General features: G+C 69.8%; 22 protein-coding genes. 9 read left to right on the forward strand and 13 right to left on the reverse strand.

What is annotated here, in order from left to right; all coding sequences use genetic code 11:
• Nucleotides 1-33 precede the first annotated feature (33 nt).
• The 3 genes from ACWEIJ_RS16830 to ACWEIJ_RS16840 all read left to right on the forward strand — a co-directional run bounded on the left by ACWEIJ_RS16830 (nucleotide 34) and on the right by ACWEIJ_RS16840 (nucleotide 3,975).
• Entirely contained in the window at nucleotides 34-1,068 is a 1,035-nt protein-coding gene (locus tag ACWEIJ_RS16830; RefSeq protein WP_449838068.1) for an MFS transporter, read from the forward strand.
• Between the two features lie 74 nt (nucleotides 1,069-1,142).
• Nucleotides 1,143-1,946 carry an SAM-dependent methyltransferase gene (locus tag ACWEIJ_RS16835; RefSeq protein ID WP_449838069.1) on the forward strand — a complete coding sequence of 268 codons (804 nt, stop codon included), beginning with the start codon at nucleotides 1,143-1,145 and terminating at the stop codon, nucleotides 1,944-1,946.
• A 55-nt stretch (nucleotides 1,947-2,001) separates the two neighbouring features.
• Entirely contained in the window at nucleotides 2,002-3,975 is a 1,974-nt protein-coding gene (locus ACWEIJ_RS16840) for a diguanylate cyclase domain-containing protein (protein WP_449838070.1), read from the forward strand.
• On the opposite strand, the gene ACWEIJ_RS16845 is transcribed toward ACWEIJ_RS16840, so the two are convergent.
• The 6 genes from ACWEIJ_RS16845 to ACWEIJ_RS16870 all read right to left on the reverse strand — a co-directional run bounded on the left by ACWEIJ_RS16845 (nucleotide 3,941) and on the right by ACWEIJ_RS16870 (nucleotide 10,533).
• On the reverse strand, nucleotides 3,941-5,299 hold the full coding sequence (locus tag ACWEIJ_RS16845; protein WP_449838071.1) for an NAD(P)(+) transhydrogenase (Re/Si-specific) subunit beta: 1,359 nt from the start codon (nucleotides 5,297-5,299) through the stop codon (nucleotides 3,941-3,943). The genes ACWEIJ_RS16840 and ACWEIJ_RS16845 overlap by 35 nt on opposite strands.
• The gene (locus ACWEIJ_RS16850) at nucleotides 5,296-5,562 is read right to left on the reverse strand and encodes an NAD(P) transhydrogenase subunit alpha (RefSeq protein WP_449838072.1); all 267 of its coding nucleotides are present in this window, start codon (nucleotides 5,560-5,562) and stop codon (nucleotides 5,296-5,298) included. The genes ACWEIJ_RS16845 and ACWEIJ_RS16850 overlap by 4 nt, the downstream gene beginning before the upstream one ends.
• Nucleotides 5,559-6,656: a Re/Si-specific NAD(P)(+) transhydrogenase subunit alpha gene (locus tag ACWEIJ_RS16855; protein WP_449838073.1), complete on the reverse strand. Its 1,098-nt coding sequence runs from the start codon at nucleotides 6,654-6,656 to the stop codon at nucleotides 5,559-5,561. The genes ACWEIJ_RS16850 and ACWEIJ_RS16855 overlap by 4 nt, the downstream gene beginning before the upstream one ends.
• Before the next feature lie 344 nt (nucleotides 6,657-7,000).
• Nucleotides 7,001-8,071 (reverse strand): APC family permease, encoded by a 1,071-nt coding sequence (locus ACWEIJ_RS16860; protein ID WP_449838074.1) that lies wholly within the window; start codon nucleotides 8,069-8,071, stop codon nucleotides 7,001-7,003.
• A 20-nt stretch (nucleotides 8,072-8,091) separates the two neighbouring features.
• The gene (locus ACWEIJ_RS16865) at nucleotides 8,092-9,264 is read right to left on the reverse strand and encodes a nitric oxide synthase oxygenase (RefSeq protein ID WP_449838075.1); all 1,173 of its coding nucleotides are present in this window, start codon (nucleotides 9,262-9,264) and stop codon (nucleotides 8,092-8,094) included.
• Nucleotides 9,265-9,486: 222 nt separating this feature from the next.
• Entirely contained in the window at nucleotides 9,487-10,533 is a 1,047-nt protein-coding gene (locus ACWEIJ_RS16870; RefSeq protein WP_449838076.1) for an FAD-dependent monooxygenase, read from the reverse strand.
• A 176-nt stretch (nucleotides 10,534-10,709) separates the two neighbouring features.
• Here ACWEIJ_RS16870 and ACWEIJ_RS16875 point away from each other — a divergent pair, with 176 nt between their 5' ends.
• The 4 genes from ACWEIJ_RS16875 (at nucleotide 10,710) to ACWEIJ_RS16890 (ending at nucleotide 14,591) form a co-directional block, all read left to right on the forward strand.
• Nucleotides 10,710-12,269, forward strand: coding sequence for an ABC-F family ATP-binding cassette domain-containing protein (locus ACWEIJ_RS16875; RefSeq protein ID WP_449838077.1), 1,560 nt, complete (start codon nucleotides 10,710-10,712; stop codon nucleotides 12,267-12,269).
• 31 nt (nucleotides 12,270-12,300) lie between these two features.
• Entirely contained in the window at nucleotides 12,301-13,518 is a 1,218-nt protein-coding gene (locus tag ACWEIJ_RS16880) for a cytochrome P450 (RefSeq protein ID WP_449838078.1), read from the forward strand.
• The gene (locus ACWEIJ_RS16885; RefSeq protein WP_355449188.1) at nucleotides 13,515-13,706 is read left to right on the forward strand and encodes a ferredoxin; all 192 of its coding nucleotides are present in this window, start codon (nucleotides 13,515-13,517) and stop codon (nucleotides 13,704-13,706) included. Before ACWEIJ_RS16880 ends, ACWEIJ_RS16885 begins: the two co-directional genes overlap by 4 nt.
• 84 nt (nucleotides 13,707-13,790) lie before the next feature.
• Nucleotides 13,791-14,591 (forward strand): phospholipid scramblase-related protein, encoded by an 801-nt coding sequence (locus ACWEIJ_RS16890; protein WP_449838079.1) that lies wholly within the window; start codon nucleotides 13,791-13,793, stop codon nucleotides 14,589-14,591.
• Between the two features lie 2 nt (nucleotides 14,592-14,593).
• Here ACWEIJ_RS16890 and ACWEIJ_RS16895 read toward each other — a convergent pair whose 3' ends face one another.
• Complete coding sequence (locus tag ACWEIJ_RS16895; RefSeq protein WP_449838080.1) at nucleotides 14,594-17,518, reverse strand: BTAD domain-containing putative transcriptional regulator; 2,925 nt, start codon at nucleotides 17,516-17,518, stop codon at nucleotides 14,594-14,596.
• A gap of 72 nt (nucleotides 17,519-17,590) precedes the next feature.
• Here ACWEIJ_RS16895 and ACWEIJ_RS16900 point away from each other — a divergent pair, with 72 nt between their 5' ends.
• The gene (locus tag ACWEIJ_RS16900) at nucleotides 17,591-18,025 is read left to right on the forward strand and encodes a hypothetical protein (RefSeq protein ID WP_449838081.1); all 435 of its coding nucleotides are present in this window, start codon (nucleotides 17,591-17,593) and stop codon (nucleotides 18,023-18,025) included.
• A 123-nt stretch (nucleotides 18,026-18,148) separates the two neighbouring features.
• Here ACWEIJ_RS16900 and ACWEIJ_RS16905 read toward each other — a convergent pair whose 3' ends face one another.
• The 5 genes from ACWEIJ_RS16905 to ACWEIJ_RS16925 all read right to left on the reverse strand — a co-directional run bounded on the left by ACWEIJ_RS16905 (nucleotide 18,149) and on the right by ACWEIJ_RS16925 (nucleotide 22,176).
• Nucleotides 18,149-19,078 (reverse strand): hypothetical protein, encoded by a 930-nt coding sequence (locus tag ACWEIJ_RS16905; RefSeq protein WP_449838082.1) that lies wholly within the window; start codon nucleotides 19,076-19,078, stop codon nucleotides 18,149-18,151.
• A gap of 309 nt (nucleotides 19,079-19,387) precedes the next feature.
• Entirely contained in the window at nucleotides 19,388-19,585 is a 198-nt protein-coding gene (locus ACWEIJ_RS16910) for a ferredoxin (RefSeq protein WP_449838083.1), read from the reverse strand.
• Nucleotides 19,586-19,791: 206 nt separating this feature from the next.
• The gene (locus ACWEIJ_RS16915) at nucleotides 19,792-21,684 is read right to left on the reverse strand and encodes a bifunctional polysaccharide deacetylase/glycosyltransferase family 2 protein (RefSeq protein ID WP_449838084.1); all 1,893 of its coding nucleotides are present in this window, start codon (nucleotides 21,682-21,684) and stop codon (nucleotides 19,792-19,794) included.
• A complete protein-coding gene (locus ACWEIJ_RS16920) occupies nucleotides 21,681-21,806 on the reverse strand; it encodes a hypothetical protein (RefSeq protein ID WP_449838085.1) in 126 nt (41 codons plus the stop codon). Before ACWEIJ_RS16920 ends, ACWEIJ_RS16915 begins: the two co-directional genes overlap by 4 nt.
• Nucleotides 21,775-22,176 (reverse strand): DUF6542 domain-containing protein, encoded by a 402-nt coding sequence (locus tag ACWEIJ_RS16925; RefSeq protein ID WP_449838086.1) that lies wholly within the window; start codon nucleotides 22,174-22,176, stop codon nucleotides 21,775-21,777. The genes ACWEIJ_RS16920 and ACWEIJ_RS16925 overlap by 32 nt, the downstream gene beginning before the upstream one ends.
• A 34-nt stretch (nucleotides 22,177-22,210) precedes the next feature.
• Between ACWEIJ_RS16925 and ACWEIJ_RS16930 the strand changes: the two genes are divergently transcribed.
• A complete protein-coding gene (locus ACWEIJ_RS16930) occupies nucleotides 22,211-23,278 on the forward strand; it encodes an LCP family protein (protein ID WP_449838087.1) in 1,068 nt (355 codons plus the stop codon).
• On the opposite strand, the gene ACWEIJ_RS16935 is transcribed toward ACWEIJ_RS16930, so the two are convergent.
• Nucleotides 23,275-25,455 carry an ATP-binding protein gene (locus tag ACWEIJ_RS16935; RefSeq protein ID WP_449838088.1) on the reverse strand — a complete coding sequence of 727 codons (2,181 nt, stop codon included), beginning with the start codon at nucleotides 25,453-25,455 and terminating at the stop codon, nucleotides 23,275-23,277. The two genes, ACWEIJ_RS16930 and ACWEIJ_RS16935, sit on opposite strands and share 4 nt — an antisense overlap.
• Between the last annotated feature and the right edge of the window lie 89 nt (nucleotides 25,456-25,544).

Here is a 25,544-nt window from a genome sequence, read left to right on the forward strand (position 1 = left end):
CAATAGCTCTGTGTCAGATATAATCTGGGTACGATGAACTGGTTCGTCACGGAGTCCCCGAGGCCGGCGTGGATCGCACGCCGGTCGTATGCGCCGTGGCTGGTCATCGCGACGGTGTGCTTCGGGGCGTTCATGGGGCAGTTGGACGCCTCGATCGTCACGCTCGCGTTTCCCGCGATGAGCCGGCACTTCCAGAGCGATCCCGAGTGGATCTCGCTCAGCTACCTGATCACGCTCGTGGCGCTGCTCGTCCCAATGGGCAGGATCGCGGACCGGGTCGGGCGCAAGATCGTCTACATCTACGGGTTCGCGCTCTTCACCGGCGCGTCCATCGCGTGCGTGTACGCGCCGGGGTTCGACGCCCTCATCGCGGCCCGCGTGGCGCAGGCGGTGGGGGCGGCGATGTTGCAGGCCAACAGCGTCGCGCTGGTGACCACGGCGGTGGCGCCGGAAAGCCGCAGGAAGGCGCTCGGGATTCAGGCCGCCGCGCAGGCGACCGGGCTCGCGGCCGGGCCGTTGCTCGGCGGGTACCTCACGGAGCACCACGGGTGGCAGGCGGTGTTCGCGATCAACGTGCCGATCGGCGTGGTCGCCATGATCGCGGGCCACTACCTGCTGCCCCGCACGAGGACCAGGCCGGAGAAGGCGAAGCCGACGTGGCGGGTCCTGCCGGGACTGGTCGGCGTGCTGCTCACGTACGCCGCCTTGTTCGCGCCGATGACGTTGCTGCCGTTCACCATGCAACAACCGTTGGCACACATTGGACTCACGACCGCCGCGCTGCCGCTGGGTTTCGCCATCGCGGCCACGGCACTGCACCGGCCAGGTATCGCGGTCGGCGCGCTGATCGCGGCGACGGCGCTGATTCTGCCTGTGCCGCAGGTGGTTCAGCTCGTCACGGCCGGCATCGGGCTCGGCATCATCGCGCCCGCCTGCACGAAACGCGTGATGGGTGCGCTGCCGGAGGCGTCGGCGGGCGTCGGGAGCGGACTGGTCAACGTCGCGCGCGGACTCGGCACCGCGCTGGGCGTCGCGGTCGCCACCGCGCTGATTCACGCCTTCCAGTGACAACAGCGACATCGGGCGTTCCAAAAGTGGTCCACCCCTGCCGCACTCGTGCGGCTCCTCAGTAGCCTGGGGCGATGTCCGAACGGGTGGGTCAGGTTCCTGCAGGCGTCGACACCGGAAAGCCGAGTGCCGCTCGCATCTACGACTACCTGCTCGGCGGCGGGCACAACTTCGCGGCCGACCGGATGCTGGCGGAGAAGGTCCTGCAGGCCCAGCCGAACGCCCGCACCATCGCGCGGCTGAACCGGGCGTTCCTGCGGCGCGCCGTGCTGTTCATGATGGACCACGGCATCCGTCAGTTCCTCGACCTCGGGTCCGGCATCCCGACGGTCGGCAACGTGCACGAGATCGCGCAGAAGGCCGACCAGGAGGCCCGCGTCGTCTACGTGGACTACGAGGAGGTCGCGGTCGCGCACAGCCAGCTCATCCTGGAGAACGACCCGCGCGCCACGATCATCCAGGAGGACCTGACCAGGCCCGCCGCCGTGCTGAAGGCGGCTGGTGAAAGCGGTCTCATCGACTTCACGCGGCCCGTCGGCGTGCTGGCCGTCGGCGTCTTCCACTTCGTGCCGCCGGAGGCGGATCCCGCGGCGATCGCGGCGGCCTACCGCGATGCCGTGCCGCGGGGCAGCTACCTGGCCTTCTCGCAGTTCACCCAGGACCTGCAGCCCGAGGAGATGGCCGGGGTCGTCGAGGTCATGAAGAAGAGCCAGAACCCGATGTTCCCGCGCACGAGGACCGAGATCGAGGGACTGCTCGCCGGGTTCGACGTGGTGGAGCCGGGAATCGTGCCGCTGCCGCTGTGGCGGCCGGAGGACACGAACACCGACGATCCGGACAAGGCGGGCATCTACGCGGTGGTAGGCCGGAAGGGCTAGCACGCTTTGCTGATGTTGGCTTCAAAACACCGAGTCCGTACGCTCTGTGCACAGAATGGAACTTCCGGACCTCGCCGCCCGCTGGATGCACGCGCTGTCGTCGACCGCGTACATCCCGCTGTCCCACGCCGAAATCCAGCAGGCTCTGCTCGATTCGCTGGTGGAGCTCCCGGAGTCACCTGAATCGGTAGCCAATCGATTGGTGTCACTGCACGCAACCGGACCCGACTCCCTGCGCGTCACGATCGAGTTGTTGTCCCCCACCTTCGAGCTACCGCTGCTCGCCCGGTTGAGCTCCGCGTACGCGCAGGCCATGCGGATGGACGCGTTCGACCAGCAGGAACAGATCAAGGTCGCGATCGTGCGGGCCAAACAGCGGGTCGAACGGACGCTGAAGGTCAGCCAGGCGCGGTTCCAGGAGGTGTTCGCGTCCTCCGCGCTGGGCATCACGATCACCGGCTTCGACGGCAAGTGCGTCGAGGCGAACGACACGCTCGCGGAGATCGTCGGTCTGCAGTCGGGCGAAGAGCTCATGGAGCGCGAGCTGATCGACTTCTTCCACCCCGAGGACGCCGCCGCGCTCGCCTCCTCCTACCGGCAGGTGCGCGAGGGGCACCTCGACCGGTTCCGCGACCAGCGCAAGCTGATCCGCGCGGACGGCGAGCCGGTGTGGGTGCACCTCGCGGTGTCGCTGCTGCGCGACGCGGACGGCGAGCCGACGCACCACGTGACCATGGTCGAGGACATCAGCGAGCTGCACCTGTTGCAGCGCAGCCTGGACCACCAGCTGCTGCACGACTCGCTCACCGGCCTGTCGAACCGCGCGCACTTCATCGCGCAGGTCGAACGACGGGTCGCGAACGACGCGATCACCCTGTACCACTTGGGACTGGACGCGTTCTCGGTCGTCAACAACGGCCTGGGCCACGAGTCGGGCGACAAGCTGCTCAAGATCGTCGCGGCCCGGCTCAGCAAGCTCGTCGCCGAGAAGAAGGCCGTGCTGGCGCGGATCGGCGGCGACGAGTTCGCCATGATGGCGATCGACGACAACGTCACCACGACCGTCGAGGAGATCCAGGAGTCGCTCGCCGAACCGACCTTTGTGGACGACCACGGCATCGCGCTGTCGGCCAGCATCGGTGTGGTGGACCGGCCTCCGGCGTTCGCGACCGCCAACGAGCTGATGCGGTGCGCCAACGCCGCGCTGCGCCAGGCGAAGGCGCGCGGCAAGCGGCAGTGGGCGTTGCACGACCCGCACGACGACGCCCGCCGCCGGGGCAAGTACGCGCTGGCCGCGTCGATGCCGGGCGCGTGGGAGCACGGCGAGATCGAGATCGTCTACGCGCCGGTGCACGGCCTCGACACCCGCGAGGTGCTCGGCGCCGTCGCCCGCCTGCACTGGGACGACCTGAGCCACAACGACACCATGGCTCTGGCGGACTCGACCGGCCTGTCGCTGCCCATCGGCAGATGGCTGCTGCGCGAGGCGTGCGCGCAGGCGGCGAGATGGGTGGAGGAGTTCGGCGACCGGGCGCCCACGCTGCACATCGCGTTGGGCGCCTTGCAGTCTCGGGACGAAGACCTGGTCGCCGACGTGAAGCGCGCACTCGACGAGACGGGCCTGCCGGCGGAACGGCTGCGGATCGCGCTCGACATCTCGTCGGTGCTGGCCGGCGACGACAACGCGGTGGTGCTGCACGACAGCGGCATCGTGACGGCGCTGGACGGCTTCCACGGCGGCCACGACGAACTGACCGTGCTGACCGAGGTGCCGGTCCGCACGGTGATCACCCGCGCGGACGCGCCCGGACCGGATTCGCCGTTGCGCCAGGCGATGCGCGATCTCATCGCGACCGTGCACAGCTTCGGCGTGCGGTTCGGCGTCGACGAGGTGCACACGCTCGAAGACGCCGAGCACTGGCGTTCCGCCGGGGCGGACGCGGTGATCGGGCTGCTGCCCGCGCTGTCGGCGGCCGACGTCACCGAACTGCTGGCTACAGCTGCTTCACCGCCGCCAGCAGCTTCGTGAGCGAGTCCTTGGCGTCACCGAACAGCAGTGTGGTCTTGGGGTTGTAGAGCAGCTCGTTGTCCACGCCCGCGAAGCCCGGCCGCATCGACCGCTTCATGAACACCACGGACTTCGCGCGGTCGACGTCGAAGATCGGCATGCCGTAGATCGGGCTGGACGGCTCGTCGCGCGCACCGGGGTTCACCACGTCGTTCGCTCCGACGACGAGCGCCACGTCGACCGAGGTGATGCCGGGGTTGATGTCGTCGAGCTCCTTGAGCTGCTCGTACGGCACGTCGGCCTCGGCCAGCAGCACGTTCATGTGCCCCGGCATCCGGCCCGCTACCGGGTGGATCCCGTACGACACGCTGACTCCGCGCTGTTCGAGCTGCGACACGAGCTCACGAGCGGCGTGCTGGGCCTGCGCGACCGCGAGTCCGTAACCGGGCACGACGACGACGTTGTTCGCGTACCCCAACAGGATCGCGACGTCCTCGACCGTGCCGGACTTGACCGAGCGCTGCTCTTCTCCTTGCGCGGCAACGGTTGTCGCCTTGAAGGCACCGAACAGGATGTTGGCGAGCGACCGTCCCATCGCCTGCGCCATCAGCCGGGTCAGGATGGTGCCGGACGCTCCGACGAGCGTGCCGGCGACGATCAGCAGCGTGTTCGCCAGCACGTAACCGGACGCGGCGACCGCGAGGCCGGTGAACGCGTTCAGCAGCGAGATCGCGATCGGCACGTCCGCGCCACCGACCGGCAGCACGAACAGCACACCGAGCGCGAGCCCGACGGCGGCCAGCAGCCACAGCAGGAACCCGTTCGGCACCGCCATCGTCAGGGCGCACAGGGCGACCGCCGACACACCGGCGGCGATCGCGAGCTGCTGCCCGGCCGGCAGCAGCACCGGACGGGTCGTCATCAGCTCCTGCAGCTTCAGGAACGTGACCACCGAACCGGAGAAGCTGACCGAGCCGATCAGCACCGTCAGCACGGTCGCGAACCGGAACATCACCGTGGTCTCCGGCACCGCGAAGAACTCCGCCAGCGCCACCAACGCCGCCGCGGCACCACCGACGCCGTTGAACAGCGCCACCATCTGCGGGATGGCCGTCATCTTCACCGACCGCGCCGCCGGGATGCCCACCGCCACCCCGAGTGCGACCGCGAGCAGGATCCACAGTCCGTTGTGGACGACGCCGTGCAGGTACGCGGTGACGACGGCGACGATCATGCCGAACGCGCCGATGAAGTTGCCGTAGCGGGCGTACTTGGGCGAGCTCAAACCCTTCAGCGCCAGGATGAAGCACAGCGCCGCGACGAGGTACATCAGCTGGACCGTCATTTCCGGAACATCTCCAGCATCCGGTCGGTCACCACGAAGCCGCCGACGACGTTGACCGTGGCCAGGAAGACCGCGAGCAGCCCGAGCACCAGCTCCAGGACGCTCTCGGCGGACCCGGTGATCAGGATCGCGCCGACGAGGATCACGCCGTGGATGGCGTTCGCGCCGGACATCAGCGGTGTGTGCAGGATCGTGGACACCTTCGAGACCACCTCGAAGCCCACGAACACGGCCAGCACGAAGATCGTCAGCAGGTCGATCACGGCAACTCCTTGCGGATCTGACCGTCGTGGGTGAGGCAGCAGCCGTCGAGCACCTCGTCGTCGAGGTCCGGCCGCACCTCTCCGTCCGCGATCATCAGCTTGAGCAGGTTGAGCACGTTGCGCGAGTACAGGCGGCTCGCGTGCACCGGCATCGACGACGGCAGGTTGCGCACACCGTGCACCAGCACCTCGCCGACCCAGGTCTCCTGTCCCGCAACGGAGGCCGTGCAGTTGCCACCGGACTCCGCGGCCAGGTCGACCAGCACCGAACCGGGCGCCATCGCCTTGAGCATGTCGGTCGTCACGAGCACCGGCGCCTTGCGGCCGGGGATCGCGGCCGTGGTGATCACGACGTCGGACGCCGCCACGTGCTCGCCGATCAGTTCCCGCTGGCGTTCCAGGAACTCCTCGGACTGCACGGACGCGTAGACACCGGACTGCGTCTCCAGGTCCAGTTCGAGGAACTTCGCCCCGAGGCTGCGGACCTCCTCGCCCGCGGCCTTGCGCACGTCGTACGCCTCGACGACGGCACCGAGCCGGCGCGCGGTCGCGATCGCCTGCAGGCCCGCGACACCGGCACCGAGCACCAGGACCTTGGCCGGCGGCACGGTGCCCGCGGCCGTGGTGAACATGGGCAGGAAGCGCGGTAGTCGTTCCGCGGCGACCAGCACGGCCCGGTAGCCGGCCACGAGCGCCTGCGACGACAGGGCGTCCGCGCTCTGAGCCCGCGTCACCCGCGGCAGCAGGTCGAAGCTGAACGACGTGACGCGTCGCCGCCGGTAGACCTCCAACAGCTCTCTCTCGCTGCCCGGCTGCAGGAAGCTGACCGTGATGGCGCCGGGTTTGAGCTTCTCGGCCTGGTCCGTCGTCAACGGCTGCACGGACACGACGACATCGGACTCCGGCGTCGGGTCCTCCGGCGTCACGGTCGCCCCGGCCGCGCGGTAGGCGGCGTCGACGGCGTGCGCGTGGCGCCCGGCGCCTTCCTGCACGTGCACGGTCAGTCCAGCGTCGACCAGCGACGACACCGTTTCCGGTACGCAGGCGACTCGGCGCTCGGCGGGCCGCGACTCTGCGGGTGTTCCCACTCTCACCGTACGCACGTTACGCGATCAAAGGTGACCTGGGCCACATCACAGTTGCCAGGCCGGTAAAGTCGCCCGCATGGCGGATGAGGCAGGTGTGGCTCGGTATTCCTACCGGCTGCGTTTGTCGTCGTCGGCCCGCCGCACGTTGCCGGTGGAGTGGGACCGCTGCCGGTGGGTGTGGAACCAGTGCGTCGCGCGGTCACGGGAGACCCATCGGCACAACCGGGAGAATCCCGCCGACCCGCGCACGTGCGGCCCGGTGATGACGGCACAAGACCTGCTCGTCCGCCGGACGAGCAGGCAGCCTGAGCCGAAAATCCCCACACAGCCCCATGCAGGGCGGGGAGCATTCAAAGTTGCCAGAGCACCGCACCGGCCAGGGTCAGGCACCCCACCAGCCCAATCGCGGGCACGACGCGTTTACCGAGCGTCCACGCGCTGGCGTTGGCGATCGCGTAGTAGAGCAGTACGCAGAACGAGCTGAACACGATCGCGCGTGTGACGTCCACGGCGAGCACCAACGCGATCGCCGCGAGCCCCGTGCAGATCTCGGCGACCCGCAGGTCCGCCAGCTGCTTGGGCAACCGGCGGTCCCGCGCCATGGCCAGCGCGGTCCGGCTCACCCCCAGCTGCAACGACAGCAGGCTGCCCAGCGCGGCCAGGCAGGCGGCCGCGCGGATCACCGGAGCCAGGGCCGGTGACACGTCGGCGAGCGTCTTCGTGGCGAGGTCGGCGCCCAGCGCGCTCAACGCGGTGAGCGCGACGGCCGCGTAGACGACGAGGGTGATCGCGAGGGCGATGATCACCGCTCTGGGGATCGTCCGTTGTGGCTCCTTGACCTCCTCTCCGAGGGTGGCGATGCGCGCGTAGCCGGCGAACGCGAAGAACAGCAGCGCGGCGGCGGGAAGGATTCCTGCGGGCAGGAACTCCGCCGGCTGCGTGGTTTCGCGCGCGGTCACCGCGGTGGCGGCGAGCACGAGGAGCACCGCGATCACGATGACCCTGGTGGCCAGCGCGGACTTCTGGACGCCGGTCAGGTTCAGCACGGTCAACGCGACGATCGCCGCCACCGCAACGGGTTTGGGCGCGCCGGCGTAGTTGCCGACCGTCAGCGCCATGGCCGCGCACGACGCCGTCTTGCCGAGCACGAACGCCCACCCGGCCAGGTCACCCCAGATCCGGCCGAGCCGTTCCCGTCCGTAGACGTACGTGCCACCGGACTGCGGGTACCTCGCGGCCAGCCAGGCGCTCGACAACGCGTTGCAGCAGGCGATCACGCCCGCGATGACGAGGCTGACCAGCAGCGCGGACCCGGCCGCCGCCGCGGCCGGGGCGAACACCGCGAACACGCCGGCGCCGATCATCGAGCCGAGCCCGACGAAGACGGCGTCGGTCAGGGTGAGACTTCGGGTGAGCTGCACCCGGTCAGTGTGCCGCCAGATCAGTGCGACACGGGACAACCGGGCTTGGCCGCGGGGAAGAAGTTCGGCAGCAGTTCACCCGAGTCGTAGTAGCGGTGGTAGACCGGGGTGAGCCCACCCGACACGGGTGGCACGATCCACGACCAGTCGGCGGGGCAGGAACGTCCGGCGGCCTCCTCCTTCTCCAGGTGCGTCAGGAACCTCTTCGACTCGGTGTGGTGATCGGTGATCGTGACCCCCGCCTCGCCGAACGAGTGCAGGACGGCGCGGTTGAGCTCGATCAAAGCCCTGTCGCGCCACAACGTCGCCTCCGACGACATGTCCAGGCCCATTCGTTTGGCGAGGTACGGCAGGAGGTCGTACCGGTCGTGGTCGGCGAGGTTGCGGGCGCCGATCTCCGTGCCCATGTACCAGCCGTTGAACGGCGCCGACGGGTAGTCGATGCCGCCGATGCGCAGGCGCATGTTGCTGATCGCGGGGACGGCGTGCCACTTCACGCCGAGCGACGCGAGCCACGGCAGTTCGGGGTGGGACAACGGGACTTCGAGCACCGCGTCGGCCGGGATCTCGACGAGCGCCGGCTCGTGGCCCTGGCAGGACACCATGAGCGGGAGCACGTCGAACGGGCCGCGCGACGCCGGCGGCTGCCAGCCGCGTTTCAACGCGAGCTCGGTGAGCGCCAGGTTGCGGGCGTCACCGAGCACGCCGCCGTCGGAGCCCCGGTAGGCGGCGTAGCGGACGATCTGCTCGTTGAGGATCTGCGGGGCGGGCAGGCCGGGCTCGGCCGGGGCGAAGATCGTGATGACGGGCCGGATCTTGCCCTTGTTCGTCGCCACGCGAAGGTGTTCGACGCACTCCGCGGCCACGTCGGCCGGGGTGGACACCTCCCGCAGGTCGCGCACTTTCAGGCTGCGCCAGTACAGCCTGCCGATGCAGCGGGAACTGTTGCGCCAGGCCACACGTGCGCCGAAGGTCAGTTCGGCGGTGGTGTGACGGTAGGTGCCGGTCGCGGCGATCTCCGCGTGCACCTCGGCCAGGCGAGCCTCCACCGGGCCCAGGTCGGGGGCCTCCGCGTGGTGCTGGCGGACGAAGTCCTCTGCCTCGGCGATGTCGATCTCGCCGATGTTCTCGTCCTGCGCCGGGGGGAGCGCCGTGAGGGAACGGGGCATCACATCAGTCGGGACGGGGGTCATGGCGAGGCACCGTAGTTGCGCTTTCGTGTGGCCGAAACCGCCTCTAGCGCTACGCCATCTGGATCACTGGACCGCGTCCGACACGCTCAGCGAGTACTTGATACCGCAACCGGGTGACAATGCACGCGACAAAGGGTGGTTTTGGACTGTTATCTCGCCGAAACCAAACATTGACCAGTGATCTAGTTCACTGGTGGATTCGACCCGATCGAGTGAACTACGTCAGCGTGGCATCGCGGGCACCTGCCACGAGGTGAAACGGCTCATTCCCCGCAGCGCCACCGAACCCGGCATCGAGCGCAACGCGAAGTCCCGCACCGCGAGCCCGAGCCGGGACCGCACCTCGATCCCGAACCTCCCGGCCCGCCGCGAGCCCCGCCACACGGCCTGCGTCCGCGGCCTGCGCAGCGCGTCGTACCGCGCGAGGTCGCCGTCGACCGCGGCCAGCGTCACGGCGTCCTCCAGCGCCATGCACGCCCCCTGCGCGAGGTACGGCGTCATCGCGTGCGCCGCGTCGCCGAGCAACGCCACCCGGCCCCGCACGAACGTGGGCAGCAGCGGCAGCTCGTGGATGTCGTGCCGCAGCACGTCGGTGGTCGACCTCAGCAGCTCCGGCAGCGGGTCGTGCCAGCCGCCGAACAGCTCCAGCGGGTCCAGGTCGGCCTGCGCGGGCGCGACCGCCGCGACGTACCAGCAGACCCGGCCGTCGCCGAGCGGCAGGACGCCCGCCTCGCGGCCGGGACCGAGTGTCTGCGTGATCGGCAGGTCGCAAGGCCCCGGCGCGACCCCTCGCCACGCCGTGGCCCCCGCGTACACCGGTCCCGGCGCGTCGGGCAGCAGCTCCGCGCGGAGGCGGCTGTCGATGCCGTCCGCCGCCACCACGAGGTCCGCGTCCAGCTCCTCAACGCCGGTCACCTCGACGTTGTTGAAGAGGATCTCGGACGGCAGCGCGCGCAGCAGCACGCCGTGCAGGTCCGCCCGGTGCATCGCGATGACCCTCTCCTGACCGGCCTCGGGCAGGTGCACGAGCCAGCGCCCGCCGGACGCCCGCACACCGCCCGACACGCGCGGGGTGCCGAGCCGCCGGATCTCGTCGGCGACGCCCATCCACTCCAGCGCCCGCAGCGCGTTCGGCAGCACGCCCACGCCGGCGCCGATCTCGGTGAACGCGGGGGCGCGCTCCAGGACCTGGACCTCCCAGCCGACGCGGCGCAACGACACCGCCGCCGCCAGCCCGCCGATGCCGCCGCCCACCACGATCGCCTTCATCCCAGCCTCCTCCACAGGTCTACGGGGACAGGGGAGCACACCGGCCGCCGAAAAGGCTTTGCGGCCGCAAGTACCGTGGGTTTCGTGAGATTCGGGTACGGGGTCTTCTACCTCTGATCCAGGACGTGCGCCACCACGCCACGTCCTGATTTCGCGTACCCGAAAGAAGATCCCGCATGCGCTCGCATGTTCATCTGACGACCCACGACCTCACCAAGGGTTACGAGTCCGGCCCCGTCGTGGACGGCATCTCGCTGAAGGTCTCCGCCGGCCAACGCCTCGGCGTCATCGGTGAGAACGGCCGCGGCAAGACCACCCTGCTGCGCCTGCTCGCCGCCGACCTCGCACCGGACCAGGGAACCGTCACCCGGCACGGTTCGTTGAGCCTGGTGCGCCAGGAAATGCCGTTCCACGACGACGAAACGGTGGGGGACCTGCTCAACGACGCGCTGCGCGGAAGCCGTCACGCACTGTCCGAACTGGACAGTGCGGCCACGCCGTTCGACGAGCAGCGTTACGAGAAGGCGTTGGCCCACGCCGAGGACATCGAGGCGTGGGACGCCGAACGCCGGGCCGGCATCGCACTCGAAGCACTCGACGCCGACCACGACCGGGCGAAGAAGCTCGCCGAGCTCAGCGTGGGTGAGCGCTACCGCGTCCGCCTGGCGTGCCTGCTCGCCGAACGCGCGGACGTCCTGCTGCTCGACGAACCCACCAACCACCTGGACGCGCACGCGCTGAACTTCCTCACCGAACGACTCCGGCAGCACCACGGCGTCGTGGTGCTCGTGAGCCACGACCGCGCGTTGCTGGACGACGTCTGCACGCAGCTGCTCGACCTCGATCCGGCCCCGGACGGCGAGGTGCACCTGCACGGCGGCGGCTACCGGGCGTTCCAGGAGGCCAAGCGCGCCGAACGGCAGCGCTGGGAACAGCGGTTCGCCCAGGAGGAGGCCGAGCACGACGAGCTGACCGAGAAGGTCGAACGCGCCCAGTCCCGGCTGAAGGACGCGTGGCGCCCGCCGAAGGGCGCGTTCCGGCACAAGCGCGGCACGCGGGCGGCCAACAGGATGCGCAACGTCGCCAGGAGGCTGGAGGAGCTCGACGACCGGCGCGTCGGCGCTCCCCCGCCACCGTTGCGCTTCGTCGCGCCGGACCTGTCCGCCGAGGGCGACCTGCTGCACGCGACCCCGCTGGAGGTACCCGGCAGGCTGAGGCTGACCGCGCCGATCTCGCTGAGTGCGGGAGAGAAGCTGCTGATCACCGGCCCGAACGGGGCCGGCAAGTCGACGCTGCTGAACGTGCTGGCCGGCCGCATCTCCCCCGCCGCCGGCACCGTGCAGCACGCCGGCCGGGTCGCGCTGCTCACCCAGGAGTCGTCGTTCGAGAACGAGGACGCCACGGCGGCGCAGCTGTGTTCACGGGTGGAGGAACTCGGTCTGCTGACGGAGAAGGACCTCGCGCGACCGGTCGGCCGCCTGTCCACCGGACAGCGGAGACGACTGGAGCTCGCGATCCTGCTGAGCGGCGGCCCGCACGTGCTGCTGCTCGACGAACCGACCAACCACCTGTCGATCGCGCTGGTCGACGAGCTGACGGAGGCACTGCGGGAGACGAGGGCGGCCGTGGCCGTCGCGACCCACGACAGGCGGATGCGGACGGATTTCGGTTCGTGGCGGACCGTAACCCTGGATTCAGCTTCACAGAGTCATGAAACTTCTGTAGCTTCGAAATAGGTCCTCTGCCGAGCACTGGGAGGTGTGCGAGATGACCGAATTGATCTCCGAAGAACTGCCCACCACGCGCCAGACCCCGTTCGACCCGCCCGCCGAGGTGACCGAGATCCGCGAGAAGGCCCGCATCAGCAGGCTGAAGTTCGCCGACGGTCACCTCGGCTGGCTCGTCACCGGGCACCACCAGGTGCGGGAGATCCTGGGGAGTCCGAAGTTCAGCAACGAGCCGGAGCGGTTCCACCTGCTCGACAAGCGGTTCCAGGGCGAGCTGCCCGAGGAGGGGAGCCGGCGCAAGGCCGAGCCCGGCATGTTCCTCAGCCAGGACCCGCCGGACCACACCCGGTTGCGCAAGATGCTGCAGGGCCAGTTCACGGTCCGTCGGATGAACCAGCTGTCCGAGTGGATCGGCGGCATCGTCGACGACCAGCTCAAGCACCTGCGGACGTTCGACGGCCGGGCCGACCTGGTCAAGGAGTTCGCACTTCCGGTGCCGTCCCTGGTGATCTGCGCGTTGCTCGGCGTCGACTACGGCGAGCGGCACCGCTTCCAGGAGGACACCGCGAAGATGCTGAGCCTGGACACCACGTTCAAGGAGGCCATGGCGGCCCTCGAACGGATCCAGGCGTTCATGCGCGAGCTGATCGCCCGCAAGAAGGCGAACCCCGGCGGCGACGACATGATCAGCGACCTGCTGGCCACCGGTGAGCCGACCGACGAGGAAGCCGCCAACATGGCGATGCTGCTCCTGCTCGCCGGGCACGAGACCACGGCGAACATGCTGGGCATCGGCACGTTCACGCTGCTGGAGCACCCGGACCAGCTCAAGATCCTCAAGGACGAGCCGGAGATCATCGACAACGCCGTCGAGGAGCTCATGCGGTACCTGTCGATCATCCACTTCGGACCGATGCGGTCGGCGCTGGAGGACGTGGAGATCGACGGGCACCTCATCAAGGCCGGTGACACCGTGCTGATGCACGTGCCGGCCGCGAACCGGGACCCGGAGAAGTTCCCCGGCAACCCCGACGAGCTCGATCTGCGCCGCCCCGCGTCCGGCCACGTCGCGTTCGGGCACGGCATCCACCAGTGCCTGGGTCAGCAGCTCGCCCGCATCGAGATGCGGATCGCGTTCGCCAAGCTGTTCCAGGAGTTCCCCGACCTCCGGCTGGACGTGGCACCGGAGGAGGTGCCGCTGCGCACGAACATGGGCATCTACGGAGTCCACTCGTTGCCAGTAGCGTGGTCGTCATGAAGATTTCGGTCGACCAGTCGAAGTGCTGCGGCTCCGGGATGTGCGTGCTGACGGACCCGGACCTCTTCGACCAGAGCGAAGAAGACGGCACCGTGGTGCTGCTGGTGGAGCACCCAGACGCCGCGCACGAGGCCACCGCGAAGGAAGCGGCGAGCCTCTGCCCGGCGAGTGCGATCACGATCAGCTGACCCGGCCGTTGCAGAGCTGCCAGGCGACAACCGTGCCCCGTCGCCTGGCACCAACGGCTGCCGTGAGGTCGTACGCTCACGGGCATGAACACCGCGCCCGGTTGGTACCCGGACAACGCTGATCCGCGCTTCGTGCGCTGGTGGGACGGCACCCAGTGGACGCCGCACGTGCAGCCGCGCCAGCAGCAGACCGACGCCCACCACGTGGAAGTGCAGATGGGCGGCACCGGCCAGGAACGCGTCGCGCAGCAGGTGCAGCGCGCCGGCATCCAGCAGCCGGTCCAGGGCGGCGGCGGCACGCTGTTCACCGAGCCCGTCCTGGTGGTGAACCAGAAGGCGAAGCTCATCGAGATGTCGAACTCCTACGTCATCTACGACCAGCACGCCCGCCACATCGGCACCGTCGAGCAGGTCGGCCAGTCCGGTGCCGCCAAGGCGTTGCGCGCCTTCACGAAGCTCGACTCGATGCTGGACGTCCGCCTGGAGATCCGGGACGTGCACGGACATCCGGTGCTGCGGCTGGTGCGCCCCGCGACCATGTGGAAGTCCAAGGTGCTGGTCGAGCGCGGCGACGGCATGCCGATCGGCGAGATCATCCAGGAGAACGTCTTCGGCAAGGTCCGCTTCGCCTACGTGTGCAACGGGATGAAGGTCGGCGGCATCTACGCGGAGAACTTCCGCGCGTGGGACTTCTCGTTGCGCGACCACACCGAGACCGAGGTCGCGCGCATCACCAAGACGTGGCAGGGCATGGCGAAGGCGCTGTTCTCGACCGCGGACAACTACGTCGTGCAGTTCCACCGCCAGGTGCCGGACCCGCTGCTCAGCATGATCATCGCGTCCGGCGTCACCGTCGACACGGTGCTGAGCCAGAACCAGAGTTAGGCCTAGGAGGTGGCCAGGCGGAGCTCGTCGACCTCCGCCTGGAACCCGGCCGCCGTCAGCGTTTCCTCGGCCTGCCGCCAGTGCTCGCGGGCCTCGTCCAGCCGCCCGGCGCGTTCCAGGGCGTTGCCCAGCACCCGCAACGACCGCCCGTACTCCGGCGGCGAGTCCATCTCCCGCGCATGGTCCACCGCCAGCGTGGCGAGCCGCAACGCCTCCTCCGGCGTCTGCGCCAGGCCTGATCTCAAGCGCCACACCCAGATCCGGCCGTGCTGGTCGTTGTGCTCCTCGAAGTACTCCCAGGCCTGCCGCAGCTGTTCCTCGGCCAGCGAGAGCTGCCCGGACCGGATCAGCGTGTCGGCGAGGAACAACCGCATGTTCGCGGCGAAGTCCGGGTCGCCGAGCTTCTGCGCGGCGGCCAGCGACGACCGCAGGAACGCCGCCGACATCTCCAGCTCACCGGTGAACTGGTGCAGCCGCCCCAGTTCCAGCGTCGCCATCAGCTCGCTCTGCTCGTCACCCAGCTGACGGGCGATCCGCCGCGCCCGCTCCAGGTACTCCTGCGCCGCGGCCAGCCCGCCGGCCCGCCGTTCGATGGCGCCCAGCGAACACAGCACCTCGACCTCGCCGTGCGGGTTGCCCGACGCCACGAACCGGGCCATGGCCTCGCGATGGGCCGCACGGGCCTCCACCGACCGGCCGCTCCACTCGTGCATCCACCCCATGCCGTACCACGCGTAGGCCTCGCCCCACACGTCACCGGACGCGGCGAACCCCTCCTGCGCGGCGGCGAAGTCCGCGGACGCCTCGGTGTACCTGTGCATCCGGCCGGACAGGATGCCCCGCTGCTGCAACAGGATCGGCCGGCGTTCCGGCGGCGCGCAGGACAACCCGAGCTCGTTGATCTGCGCCCAGTCGTCGAAACGGGCCCGCAGGTCGCAGAACGCGGCCGACCGGATGACCAGCTCCGCGGCCAGCCCGTCCAGGCCGAGCGCGGCGGCCTGCGTGATCACCGCGTGGACGTTCTGCCACTCCGCGTCGAACCAGTCGGCCGCGTCGCCGAGGTCGAACCGCGCCAGCCCGTGCGGTTCCAGCCGGATCGCCTGGTGCGGCAGCTCGGCGTCGGCCCGCGTGGCCAGGTCCAGCCACTGCTCGAACAACGCCTTCAGCGCCACCGCCGGGTCCTCGTCGGCCGCTTCCCGGCCGAACGCCCGCAGCAGGTCGTGCAGCCGGTAACGCACCTGGCCCAGGGCGTCCCGGCCCGCGTACTCGACCAGGCGCGCGTCGACCAGCGCCTCGACGTGGTCCTCCGCGTCGTCGAGGTCCAGTCCCAGCAGCGGTGACGCGACCCAGGCCGGGAAGTCGGGCGTGTCGACCAGCGACAGCAGCCGGAACGCCGTGCGGTGCGACTCGTCCAGGCCGTCGTAGGACAGCGCCAGCGAGGCACGCACGTCCAGGTCGCCCAGCGACAGCTCGTCGAACCGGCGCCGTTCGTCGGACAACCGCCCGGCGAGCTTCGCGAGCTGCCAGTGCGGCCGCGCGACCAGCCGGGCCGCGGCCACCCGCAGCGCCAGCGGGAGCTGTCCGCAGTACGTCACGATCGCCTGCGCCGCAACGGGTTCCGCGGCGCACCGGGCCTCGCCGATCGCGGTCCGCAGCAGGGCCAGCGCGTCGGTGGAGGGCAGCACGTCCAACGGCACCACGTGAGCGGCTTCGAGCCCGGCCAGCGCCGCGCGTGACGTCACCAGCGCGGCACCGGAGGTGGTCCCCGGCAGCAACGGCCTGACCTGGGCCTCGTTGATCGCGTTGTCCAGCACGACCAGGATCTTCCGGTCCGACAACAGGTCCCGGTACAGATCGACCCGGTCGTCCACAGAGGACGGGATGGCGCCGCCGGACACGCCGAGGCCGCGCAGCAGCCGGTCCAGCGCGGCGGCCGGTTCGACGGGCTTCTGCTCACCACCGCGCAGGTTCAGGTACAGCTGCCCGTCCGGGAAGGCGTCCCTGACGAGATGCGCGCAGTGCACGGCCAGCGAGGTCTTGCCGACCCCGCCCGGCCCGGTGATCGTCCAGGTCCCGCCGGCCCGCAGCCCGGCCGTGAGCCGCGTGACCTCGTCGCACCGGCCGGAGAAGTCACCGACGGCCGGTGGCAGCCAGGACGGTCCCGTCTGCACCGCGACCGGTGCGGACGATCCCGCGAGGACCTCCATGTGCAACGCGCGCAGCTCGGCGTTCGGGTCGATGCCGAGCTCGTCGGCGAGCACCTCGCTCGCGCGGCGGAAGACGTCGAGCGCCTGCGCCTGCTGCCCGGACCGGTGCAGCGCCAGCATCAGCTGGTACCAGAAGCGTTCCCGCAGCGGGTGTTCCGCGACCAGCGACCGCAGCTCGTCGACGATCTGGTCGTGCCGCCCCAGCTGCAGCTCGGCGTCGTTGCGGCGTTCCAGCACCTCCCAGCGCTGCTCGTTGAGCCGCTGCACGTCGGTCTGTTCCATCCGCAACGAGGACACCTGGTCGAGCGCGGGCCCCCGCCACAACGCCGCCGCCTCGCCCAGCAGCCGCGCCTCGGTCTCCAGGTCCGGCGCGCGCCGGGCCTCCGCCCGCAGCCGCTGGAACGTCAGCAGGTCGAGCTGGTCGTCGTCGACGTGGATCGAGTAACCGGTCGGCCAGGTGCGGACGAGCTGCCGGTCCGCCAGATCGTCCAGCGACTGGCGAAGCCGCATGACGTACGTCTGCAGAGTCGCGCGCGCGGAACCGGACGGCTCCTCGCCCCAGAGGTGCTCCATCAGCTCGTACGACGAGACCGGCGCGTTGGCTTTCATCAACAACGCGGCGAGCAGGACACGCTGCTTGGCCGAGCGGAGCTCCACGACCCGGCCCGAGTCGATGACCTGCAACGATCCCAGAACCCTGAACCCCCACCGCCGTTGCATGTGCCGATCCTAACCAGCCGGTAACCCGAGGTGTCAGCGAAATGTCAGCGGGTCGCGTGATGCTTCTCGCCCATGAAGAGGACAACCTTCGTCGCCGTCGCCGCGTTGCTCCTCGGAGTGGCCACCTCCGGCCAGGCGCAGGCGGAGAGCGCTCCCGGTTGCGGCCCCGTGACGCAGATCGGCAAGACCGCCTACATCGGTTCCGGCGGCCAGAAGTGGGCCTCGGTCAAGCAGTTCAAGGGCTGCGGAAAGAACTGGGCCTACATCTACACCTGGTCCGACGTCCACAACGGCGGTGCGCCCTACACCCCGGCCATCGTGATCGAGAAGTGGGGCGGGCCCGACTACCACGAGCCCTACGGCTACGCCGGCGGCAAGCACGGCGGCTACCGGCAGCAGGAACTGTGGTCCGGCCCCGGCGACACGCTCAACGTCTGCACGTCGGCCCACGGAGAGTGGACCGTCGACGGCACGACCTACCAGGTGAGCACCGAAATCCGCTGCTGACCGGCCCCTGTAGACACCGGACGGCGTCAGGGCCCCCAGCTGGGCGCCGTCCGGTCCCGTGGTGTCGCCGGGGCTCGAAGCCCAAACCTCTCCTCGGGCTCCGGCGACGCCTTCCACGCGGGATCAGGCAGCTCCCCGCGAAATGGACATGAACGCTCCGAGGCGTGACGAGAGTTCGTCCGCGGCCGCGTTGCCGCGCAACCGTTCCGCCTCCTGCTTCAACGGCCGCATGCGGTCACGGGTGCGGGCCGAGCGGATGGGACCGGACAGCGCGATCGCCTGCTCCCCGACCTCCCGCGCCTGCTCGGCCTCGTTCTGCACCAGGTAGTTGACCGCCAGCGCGGCGAGCCGGAACGACTGGCTGCGCGAGGCGTCCTGGCCCCCGGAGGCGATGGCCCTGGTGAGCAACGGGATCGCGGACCGCGCGTACTTCACGTCGCAGGTGCGCGCGAGTTCGGTGTGGACCATGCCGCCGATCGAGACCAGGTCGGCCAGGTCGAAGAACCGCGCCCACGGCGGTGCCTCCTCGGCTTCCGCGCGTTCGAACTCTTCCTCCGCACGCGCGTACTGGCGCAACGCCTGTTTCTCCGCACCCATCTTCGCGAACGCCCACGCCTCGTTGGCGTGCAGGATCGACACGGCCAGAGTGGACCCACTCGCCTGTGCGATGGGCAAACCGCGTTGGAACGACACCAACGCGTCCTCGGCCAGTTCGTAGTGCAGATGCACGCGGCCCATCCGGTAGTGGATGTTGGCCTCCAACGCGCTGTTGCCCGACGCACGCGCGAGGTCCATCGCACGGCCGAAGTGCAGGTGCGCGGACTCCAGCAGTCCCATGTCGAACGACGCCCAGCCGGCCAGGTTGTGCAGGTCCGCGATGGCCACCTGGAGCCGGTGCAGCACGGGGCCAGACGAGCCGGTGTCGAGCAAGGGGTTCGCCCAGTTCAGCAACGCGACGCAGGCGTCCCGGCAGGAGCCTCCGCCGTATTCGTAGTCCAGTGCCCGCAAAGCGCTCGTCAGCGTCTCGACGTGCCGCACGTCTGTTTTGTCCACGCGGGATGGAAATGGATCGCCGTTGAACATAGCTGGTCCTCCTGACGTGCGCTGGACACCCGGTGCACAGGTACCCGTTACACACCGCCGGTACTCACCGCGCCGCCGTCACCATCCCGTTGTTCGTCCTGGTCGGGAAGGGTCTTTCGACTCTTCGGAGACGCGCGGGCGCGCCCACCACAACGCCGTGGTGGTCGCGCCTACGATTCTGGACGAACAGCGTGACCGGAAAGGGGCCATCGAGGTGTCAACGAAAAGGAGCTGAATCAATTTCCAGTGATGACACCTCACCGGAACGGAGGATTCAGATCACTCTTCCAGGGTCACCGCCTGCGCGGGACACCTGTCCACCGCGTCACGAACGCCCGGCAGCAGGCCGGCGGGCGGCGCGGCGATCACCACGACGCCGAGCCCGTCGTCGTCGGACCGGTCGAACACCTCCGGTGCGGCGAGCACGCACTGGCGGACGTCCTCGGCGAACGTCCCTTCGTCGGGCTGCGCCAGCACCGGCAGGTTGGCCTTCAGCGCCTCGGTGATCAGCCGCGCCTTCGACGGCCACCGCTGGCAGAGGCTCGCCTTGCCCGCCCGCGACCAGGTCCGTGTTGAACCGGGCGTAGCCGACCTCGGCCAGCACGTGGAGCACGGCGGCGAAGACCTCCTGCTGACGCGCAGGCGTGCCCAGGGGCGTGCGACCCACCCGTGCTCGTCGACTCCTAGGTGACGTGCACCGTACCGCCGGGCACGTCCGTGAGCAGACCCGTCCGCCGCACCGACATCCACCGCAGCTGGGTGCCGTGCACCGCCGTGATCAACGACTGGATCACCACGGCGTACATCAGCTGCCGGTACACGACCTGCTGAAGCGGATACGCCCACAACGGCTTGAGCGACTCGCCGTCGAGCCTGAGCGCGTACCCGGCGCTCGCGGTCTGGAGCAGCAGGAACACCGCCCACACGATGAACGCCAGTGGCGCGTCGGCCACCAGAAACCCGTAGAGGACGTACAGGTCCATCATCGGCGCGAGCAACGGCAGCAGCAGGTGGAACACCAGCAGGTAGAGGAGTCCGAACCGGCCCATCGGCCCTTTCTCCAGCAACGCGCCGCCATGTTTCCACATGGCCTGGAATGTTCCGTACGACCAGCGGTAACGCTGCCGGAACAGGCCGCGGAGCGTGCTCGGTGCCTCGGTCCACGCCTTCGCCTGCTGCCGGTACGCGACCCGCCAGCCCGCGCGTGTGACCGCCATCGTGAGGTCGGTGTCCTCGGCGAGCGTGTCGTCGCTGACGCCGCCGACGTCGGTGAGCGCGGCCCTGCGGAACGCCCCGATCGCGCCCGGCACGGTCGGGATGCAGCGCAGCGCGTGCAGGATCTGCCGGTCCAGGTTGGATCCCGCGCAGTACTCGAGGTGCTGCCAGCGCCCCAGCAGGCCCCGCCGGTTGCCGACCTTGGCGTTGCCGGAGACCGCGCCGACCTCGGCGTCGGAGAACGGTTGCACGAGCTCGCCGATCGTGCCCGGCTCGAAGATCGTGTCGCCGTCGAGCAGCACCAGCACGTCGTGCCTAGCCGCGCGGATGCCCGTGTTCAACGCGGCCGGCTTGCCCTGGTTGGCCTGCCGGATCACCGTGACGCCGGGCAGGCCCAGCTCCTCGGCGCGGTCGCCGGTGCCGTCGGTCGAGCCGTCGTCGACGACGATCACCTCGACATCGGCGCAGTGGTCGTTCGCCGCGATCGACCTCACCGTGGCGGCGATGTTCAGCGCCTCGTCGTAGGCCGGGATGACCACCGAGACCGGCGGCGCGATCCACGGCGGCGGCTCCAGCGCGCTCTCGCGCCGCAGCCGGCGGTCGGTGTGCGCGAGGCCGAGCTGCATGAGCGTGCGCAGCAGGCCCAGCAGGGCCGCGATCGCGACGGCGGTGCCGAGCACCATCAGCACGATGCCGCCGTTGCGCTGCGACCACGTGGTGACCGCGCCGGTGAAGCGCTCGGCCGCGGTGGCCTCGACCAGGCGGTCGTCGGTGACCGTGACGAACCGGTAGCCGGGCGCCTTGGCGAGTTCGCGGGCGATGTCGGCACCGATGCTGCCGTCGTCGTGCAGCCGGACGACGCCCCGTTGCTCGCGCAGCGACATCTTCACCAGCGTGCCGATGTCCTGATAGTCGCGGTCACCGCTGTCGACCTCGACGGGCGCGCCGACCAGCCGCGTGTGCGCGCCGAGCACGTCGGCGAGGGCGGCCTGCGCGAACGCGAGGTTGTGCGGGTCCACCCAGTCACCCTCGGCGCGGAAGCCGTCGATGGCGATCTGGTGGCCCTCGTCCGCGATGCGGCGGGTCACCTCCGGGTTGCGGGTGACCTGCGTGCCGACCACGAAGAAGGTCGCCTTGACGCCGGACTCCCGCAACGCGTTCAGCAGTCGCGGTGTCCACTTCGGATCCGGACCGCCGTGGAACGCCAGCGCGAGCGTGCGTTCCGGCAGCTCCCGGTGTTCACGGGCGTGCTGCACCGGCTCGGGCCTGATCGCGGTGTAGGCGTGGAACGAGACCACGCTCATCAGCACGAGCAACCCGAGCAGGATGGAGATCCAGTGCAGCCGCGGAGCGCGCCTCACCACACTTCCAGCAGCGTGCCGCCGACCACCACGGCGAACACGATCAGTCCACTTGCGACGGTCAGGCTGACCAGCCGCGCCAGCACCCGCCTACTGCCGCCCTCGTCGACGAAGACCTGCATTCTCCCCTGTTCCCCCAGACCACATGCGGACGGCCACGACCACCAGTGCCGCGCCGACCGACGCCGCGAGCCACGGAAACCCGTTGACGAACCACGGGACCGCGTCCGCGACGAACTCCTTGCTGTTCCCCCAGAACGCCAACCGCCGCCAGGCGGCGTTGCCCACCGCGACGATCACGAACACGACCGGTGGCGCCGGTGCCACGGTCCACAAACCGATGCGGCGCACGAGTGCCGAAGCCAGCACCGCCCCCACGATCATCCAGACGCCGAAGGGCAGGCCCAGGTTGTCCCCGTCCACCCAGATCCCCACCTGGGTGAACACCGCCAGCACCGCGAGCGCCGCCAAACTCGGCAGCTGTACCCCCATGAGCACCTAGAATAGCCGCGGGGGTGTCTTGTTCATGCAATCACGTGGCCGTTTTCACCGCACGGCCTTTCTCGTCCTGCTCCGCACCGCGTGGGTGGCCGTGTGCGCGGCCGTGCTCGTCGTGTCGGGCATCGCCTGGGCCACCGTGTCCACGATCTCGACCGGCGTCGAGCGGTCCGACGCGATCCCGGACGACGCTCCGCGGTCGGCGTCCGGCCGCAACATCCTGATCATGGGGCTCACCACCCGGCTGGACCTGCACGGCGAACCGCTGCCGGACGACGTGCTGCGGCGCATGCAGGCGGGCGAGAGCGACCGCGGCGGCTACAACGCGAACACGCTGATCCTGTTGCACATCCCCGACTCCGGCCCGGCCGTGGCGATGTCCGTGCCGCGCGACAACCTCGTGCCGCTGGCGTCCGGCGGCGAGGGCAAGATCAAGGAGGCGTACGGGCGGGCCAAGATCGCCGAGGAGGAACGGCTGCAGGCGGCGGGCCAGCACGACAAGCGGACGCTGGAACGCGCCGGGCGCGAGGCGGGCCGGCGCGCCGAGGTGCAGACGGTGTCGACGTTCCTGAACCAGCCGATCGACCACCTCGTGGAGATCTCGCTGATCGGCTTCTTCCACATCGCCGAGGGTCTGGGCGGCGTGGACGTGTGCCTGAACAACGCGACGAAGGACCCGTTGTCCGGCGCGGACTTCCCGGCCGGACGGCAGCACCTGGACGCCGGTCAGTCGCTGTCGTTCGTGCGGCAGCGGCACGGTCTGCCCAACGGCGACCTCGACCGCACCAGGCGGCAGCAGGCGTTCCTGGCGGCCGTCGCCCGCCGGCTGAAGGGCGCGGACGTGTCGGCCGCGCAGGCGATGATCGACATGGCGAAGCAGGACGTCGTGCTGGACTCCCGGTTCGACCTCACCGAGTTCGCCCGCAGGCTGCCGAGCGAGGTGCGGTTCGAGACGCTGCCGGTCGAGGGCGGCGCGAACGTCGGCGGCCAGGACGTGAACCAGGTCGACCCGGCGAAGGTGCAGGCGAAGGTGACCGAACTGGCCACCGCGCCACCACCTCCGCCGCCGGACGACGGCGTGCCCTGCATCGACTAGTTGCGCCGTTCGGTGACCCAGGTCGCGATCTGGGCGCGTGAGGTGAACCCGAGCTTCTGCAGGATCCGTTCCACGTGCCCTTCCGCGGTGCGCCGGGCGATCACCAGCCGGGCCGCGATCTCCTTGTTCGTCATGCCACCGGCGATGAGGTCGGCCACCTGCTGCTCGCGCTTGGTCAACGGTGTGAGCGCGGCCATCACCCGCTCCTCCTCGACGGCCTTCTCGCCGATGGCGTAGGAGATGGCGTCGTCGAGCTCCAGATCCATGCCCCGGCGGAACACGGTGCGGAACTCCTGCTCGCCCAGCGCGGAGAGGGTCGTGGCCTCGCACTCGCCGTGCGGGGCGCCGAAGTAGCGCGAGCCGAACATCGGGTAGCCGACGGACTGCCAGATCTCGCTGGTGGCGCCGAGCAACGTGGCGGCGCGCACCGCGTTGCCCTGCGAGGCCGCGATCCAGGCGAGCACCTCGATCGCGAGCACGATGCCCAGCAGGTCGTGGAACGTCCGCTTGATCCGCAGGCACTCGCGGCCGAGCTGGTCGGCGCGGGCGAAGTCGCCGCTGACCCACGCGCACAGCGCCAGCACGTAGATCGCGTACGCCTGCGCCCACAGCTCGCCGTGCGCCTCGCCGACCATCTTCGCCTCGAGGCAGAGCCGTTCCGCGGCGGCGAAGTCGTGCCGGAACGTCGCCGAGATCGCGAGCTCGATGCCCGCGAGCATGGTGTGGCTGTTGACCATGTCCTGGGCGCGGTAGAGGGCGATGGCCTCCTCGAACAGCTCGTCCGCCTGGTCGAGGTCGTCGCCGACGAGGTACGTGCACCCCAGCCGGTGCGTCGCGTACGCCAGCGCGCTCGCGTCCCGGGAGGCCTTCGCGTACCGCCGGCACTCCTCCAGCATGGCCGCGGACGCCGTCAGGTCGCCCTGCAAGGTTGCCACGTACCCGTTGACCCACAGGACTTTCGCGCGTTCGACCTCGCTCGCCGGGGTGAGCAACGCGCGATCGAGCCAGTGTCGGCCCTCGCCGAGCATGCCGCAGCACGCCCAGTAGAACCACAACGTCGCGGCGAGGTGCACGCCGCGGTCGCTGCTCTCTTCGAAGCAGAAGTCCAGTGCGGACCGCAAATTCGGGTGTTCCAGGCGCGTCCGCGAGAAGATCTGCGGCTGGATCGGCCCGAACCACTCCTCTTCCCGGCGTTCGGCCCACTCGATGAAGTGGTCGCGGTGCCGTTCCCGCAGCACCTGTTCGCGGCCGGCGGCGCGCAACTTCTCCAAGCCGTACTGGCGCAACGGCTCCAGCAACCGGAACCGCGTGCCGGACGGGTGTTGCTCCGCGACGACGACCGACTTGTCCACCAGGCCCGCGAGCGAGCGCATGATCTCCGCGACCGCGACGCTGTCACCGGAGCAGACCCGTTCCGCGGCCTCCAGGTCGAACGTGCCGGAGAAGACCGACGCCCGTGCCCACAGGATCTGCTCCGACCGCGTGCAGAGGTGGAAGCTCCAGTCGACCGCGGCCTGCAACGTCTGGTGGCGCGGGTCGCCGCCGCGCTTGCCGTCCCCCAGCACCCGGAACGTGTCGTCCAATCTGGACAGGAGGTGATCGAGCGTCAGCACGCGCAGGCGCACCGCCGCCAGTTCGATGGCCAACGGGATTCCACCCAGCAGTGCGCAGATCTGGGTGACCGTGCGGTGGTTGTCCGCGCCGATGGTGAAGCCCGGTTCCACCGCCGCGGCCCGTTGTGCGAACAGGGTCAGCGCGGGGTCCTGCGCCAGCGGGACGACCTGCCAGAGGTGTTCGCCGCTGATGCCGAGCCGTTCGCGGCTGGTGCTCAGGACCCGCAGGCCCGGCACCCCGCGCAGCAGCACGTCGACGAGGTCGGCGGTGGCCTCGACGACGTGCTCGCAGTTGTCGATGACCATCAGCACCTGCCGGTCGCGCAGGTGTTCCACCAGGACGGTGCGGTGCTGGCGAACCGTGTCGTCGTGGACGCCGAGCTGTTCCAGGACCGTGTGCACGACCAGTTCCGGGTCGGTGACGCCGGCCAGTTCGACGAACCACACCCCGTCGCGGAAGGCCCGGTGCGTCTCGGCGGCGGCCCGCAGCGCCAGCCGTGTCTTCCCAACGCCACCAACACCCGTCAGGGTGACGAGACGGGACTCCGACAGGAGTCGTCTCACCTCGGCGACATCGTTCCTGCGGCCGACGAAACTAGTTGTGTCGGCAGGCAAATTGCCTTTGCGACCCCGGGAAAGCGAACCGCCCACAG

The sequence above is a fragment of the Lentzea sp. NPDC004789 genome (genome assembly GCF_053601075.1).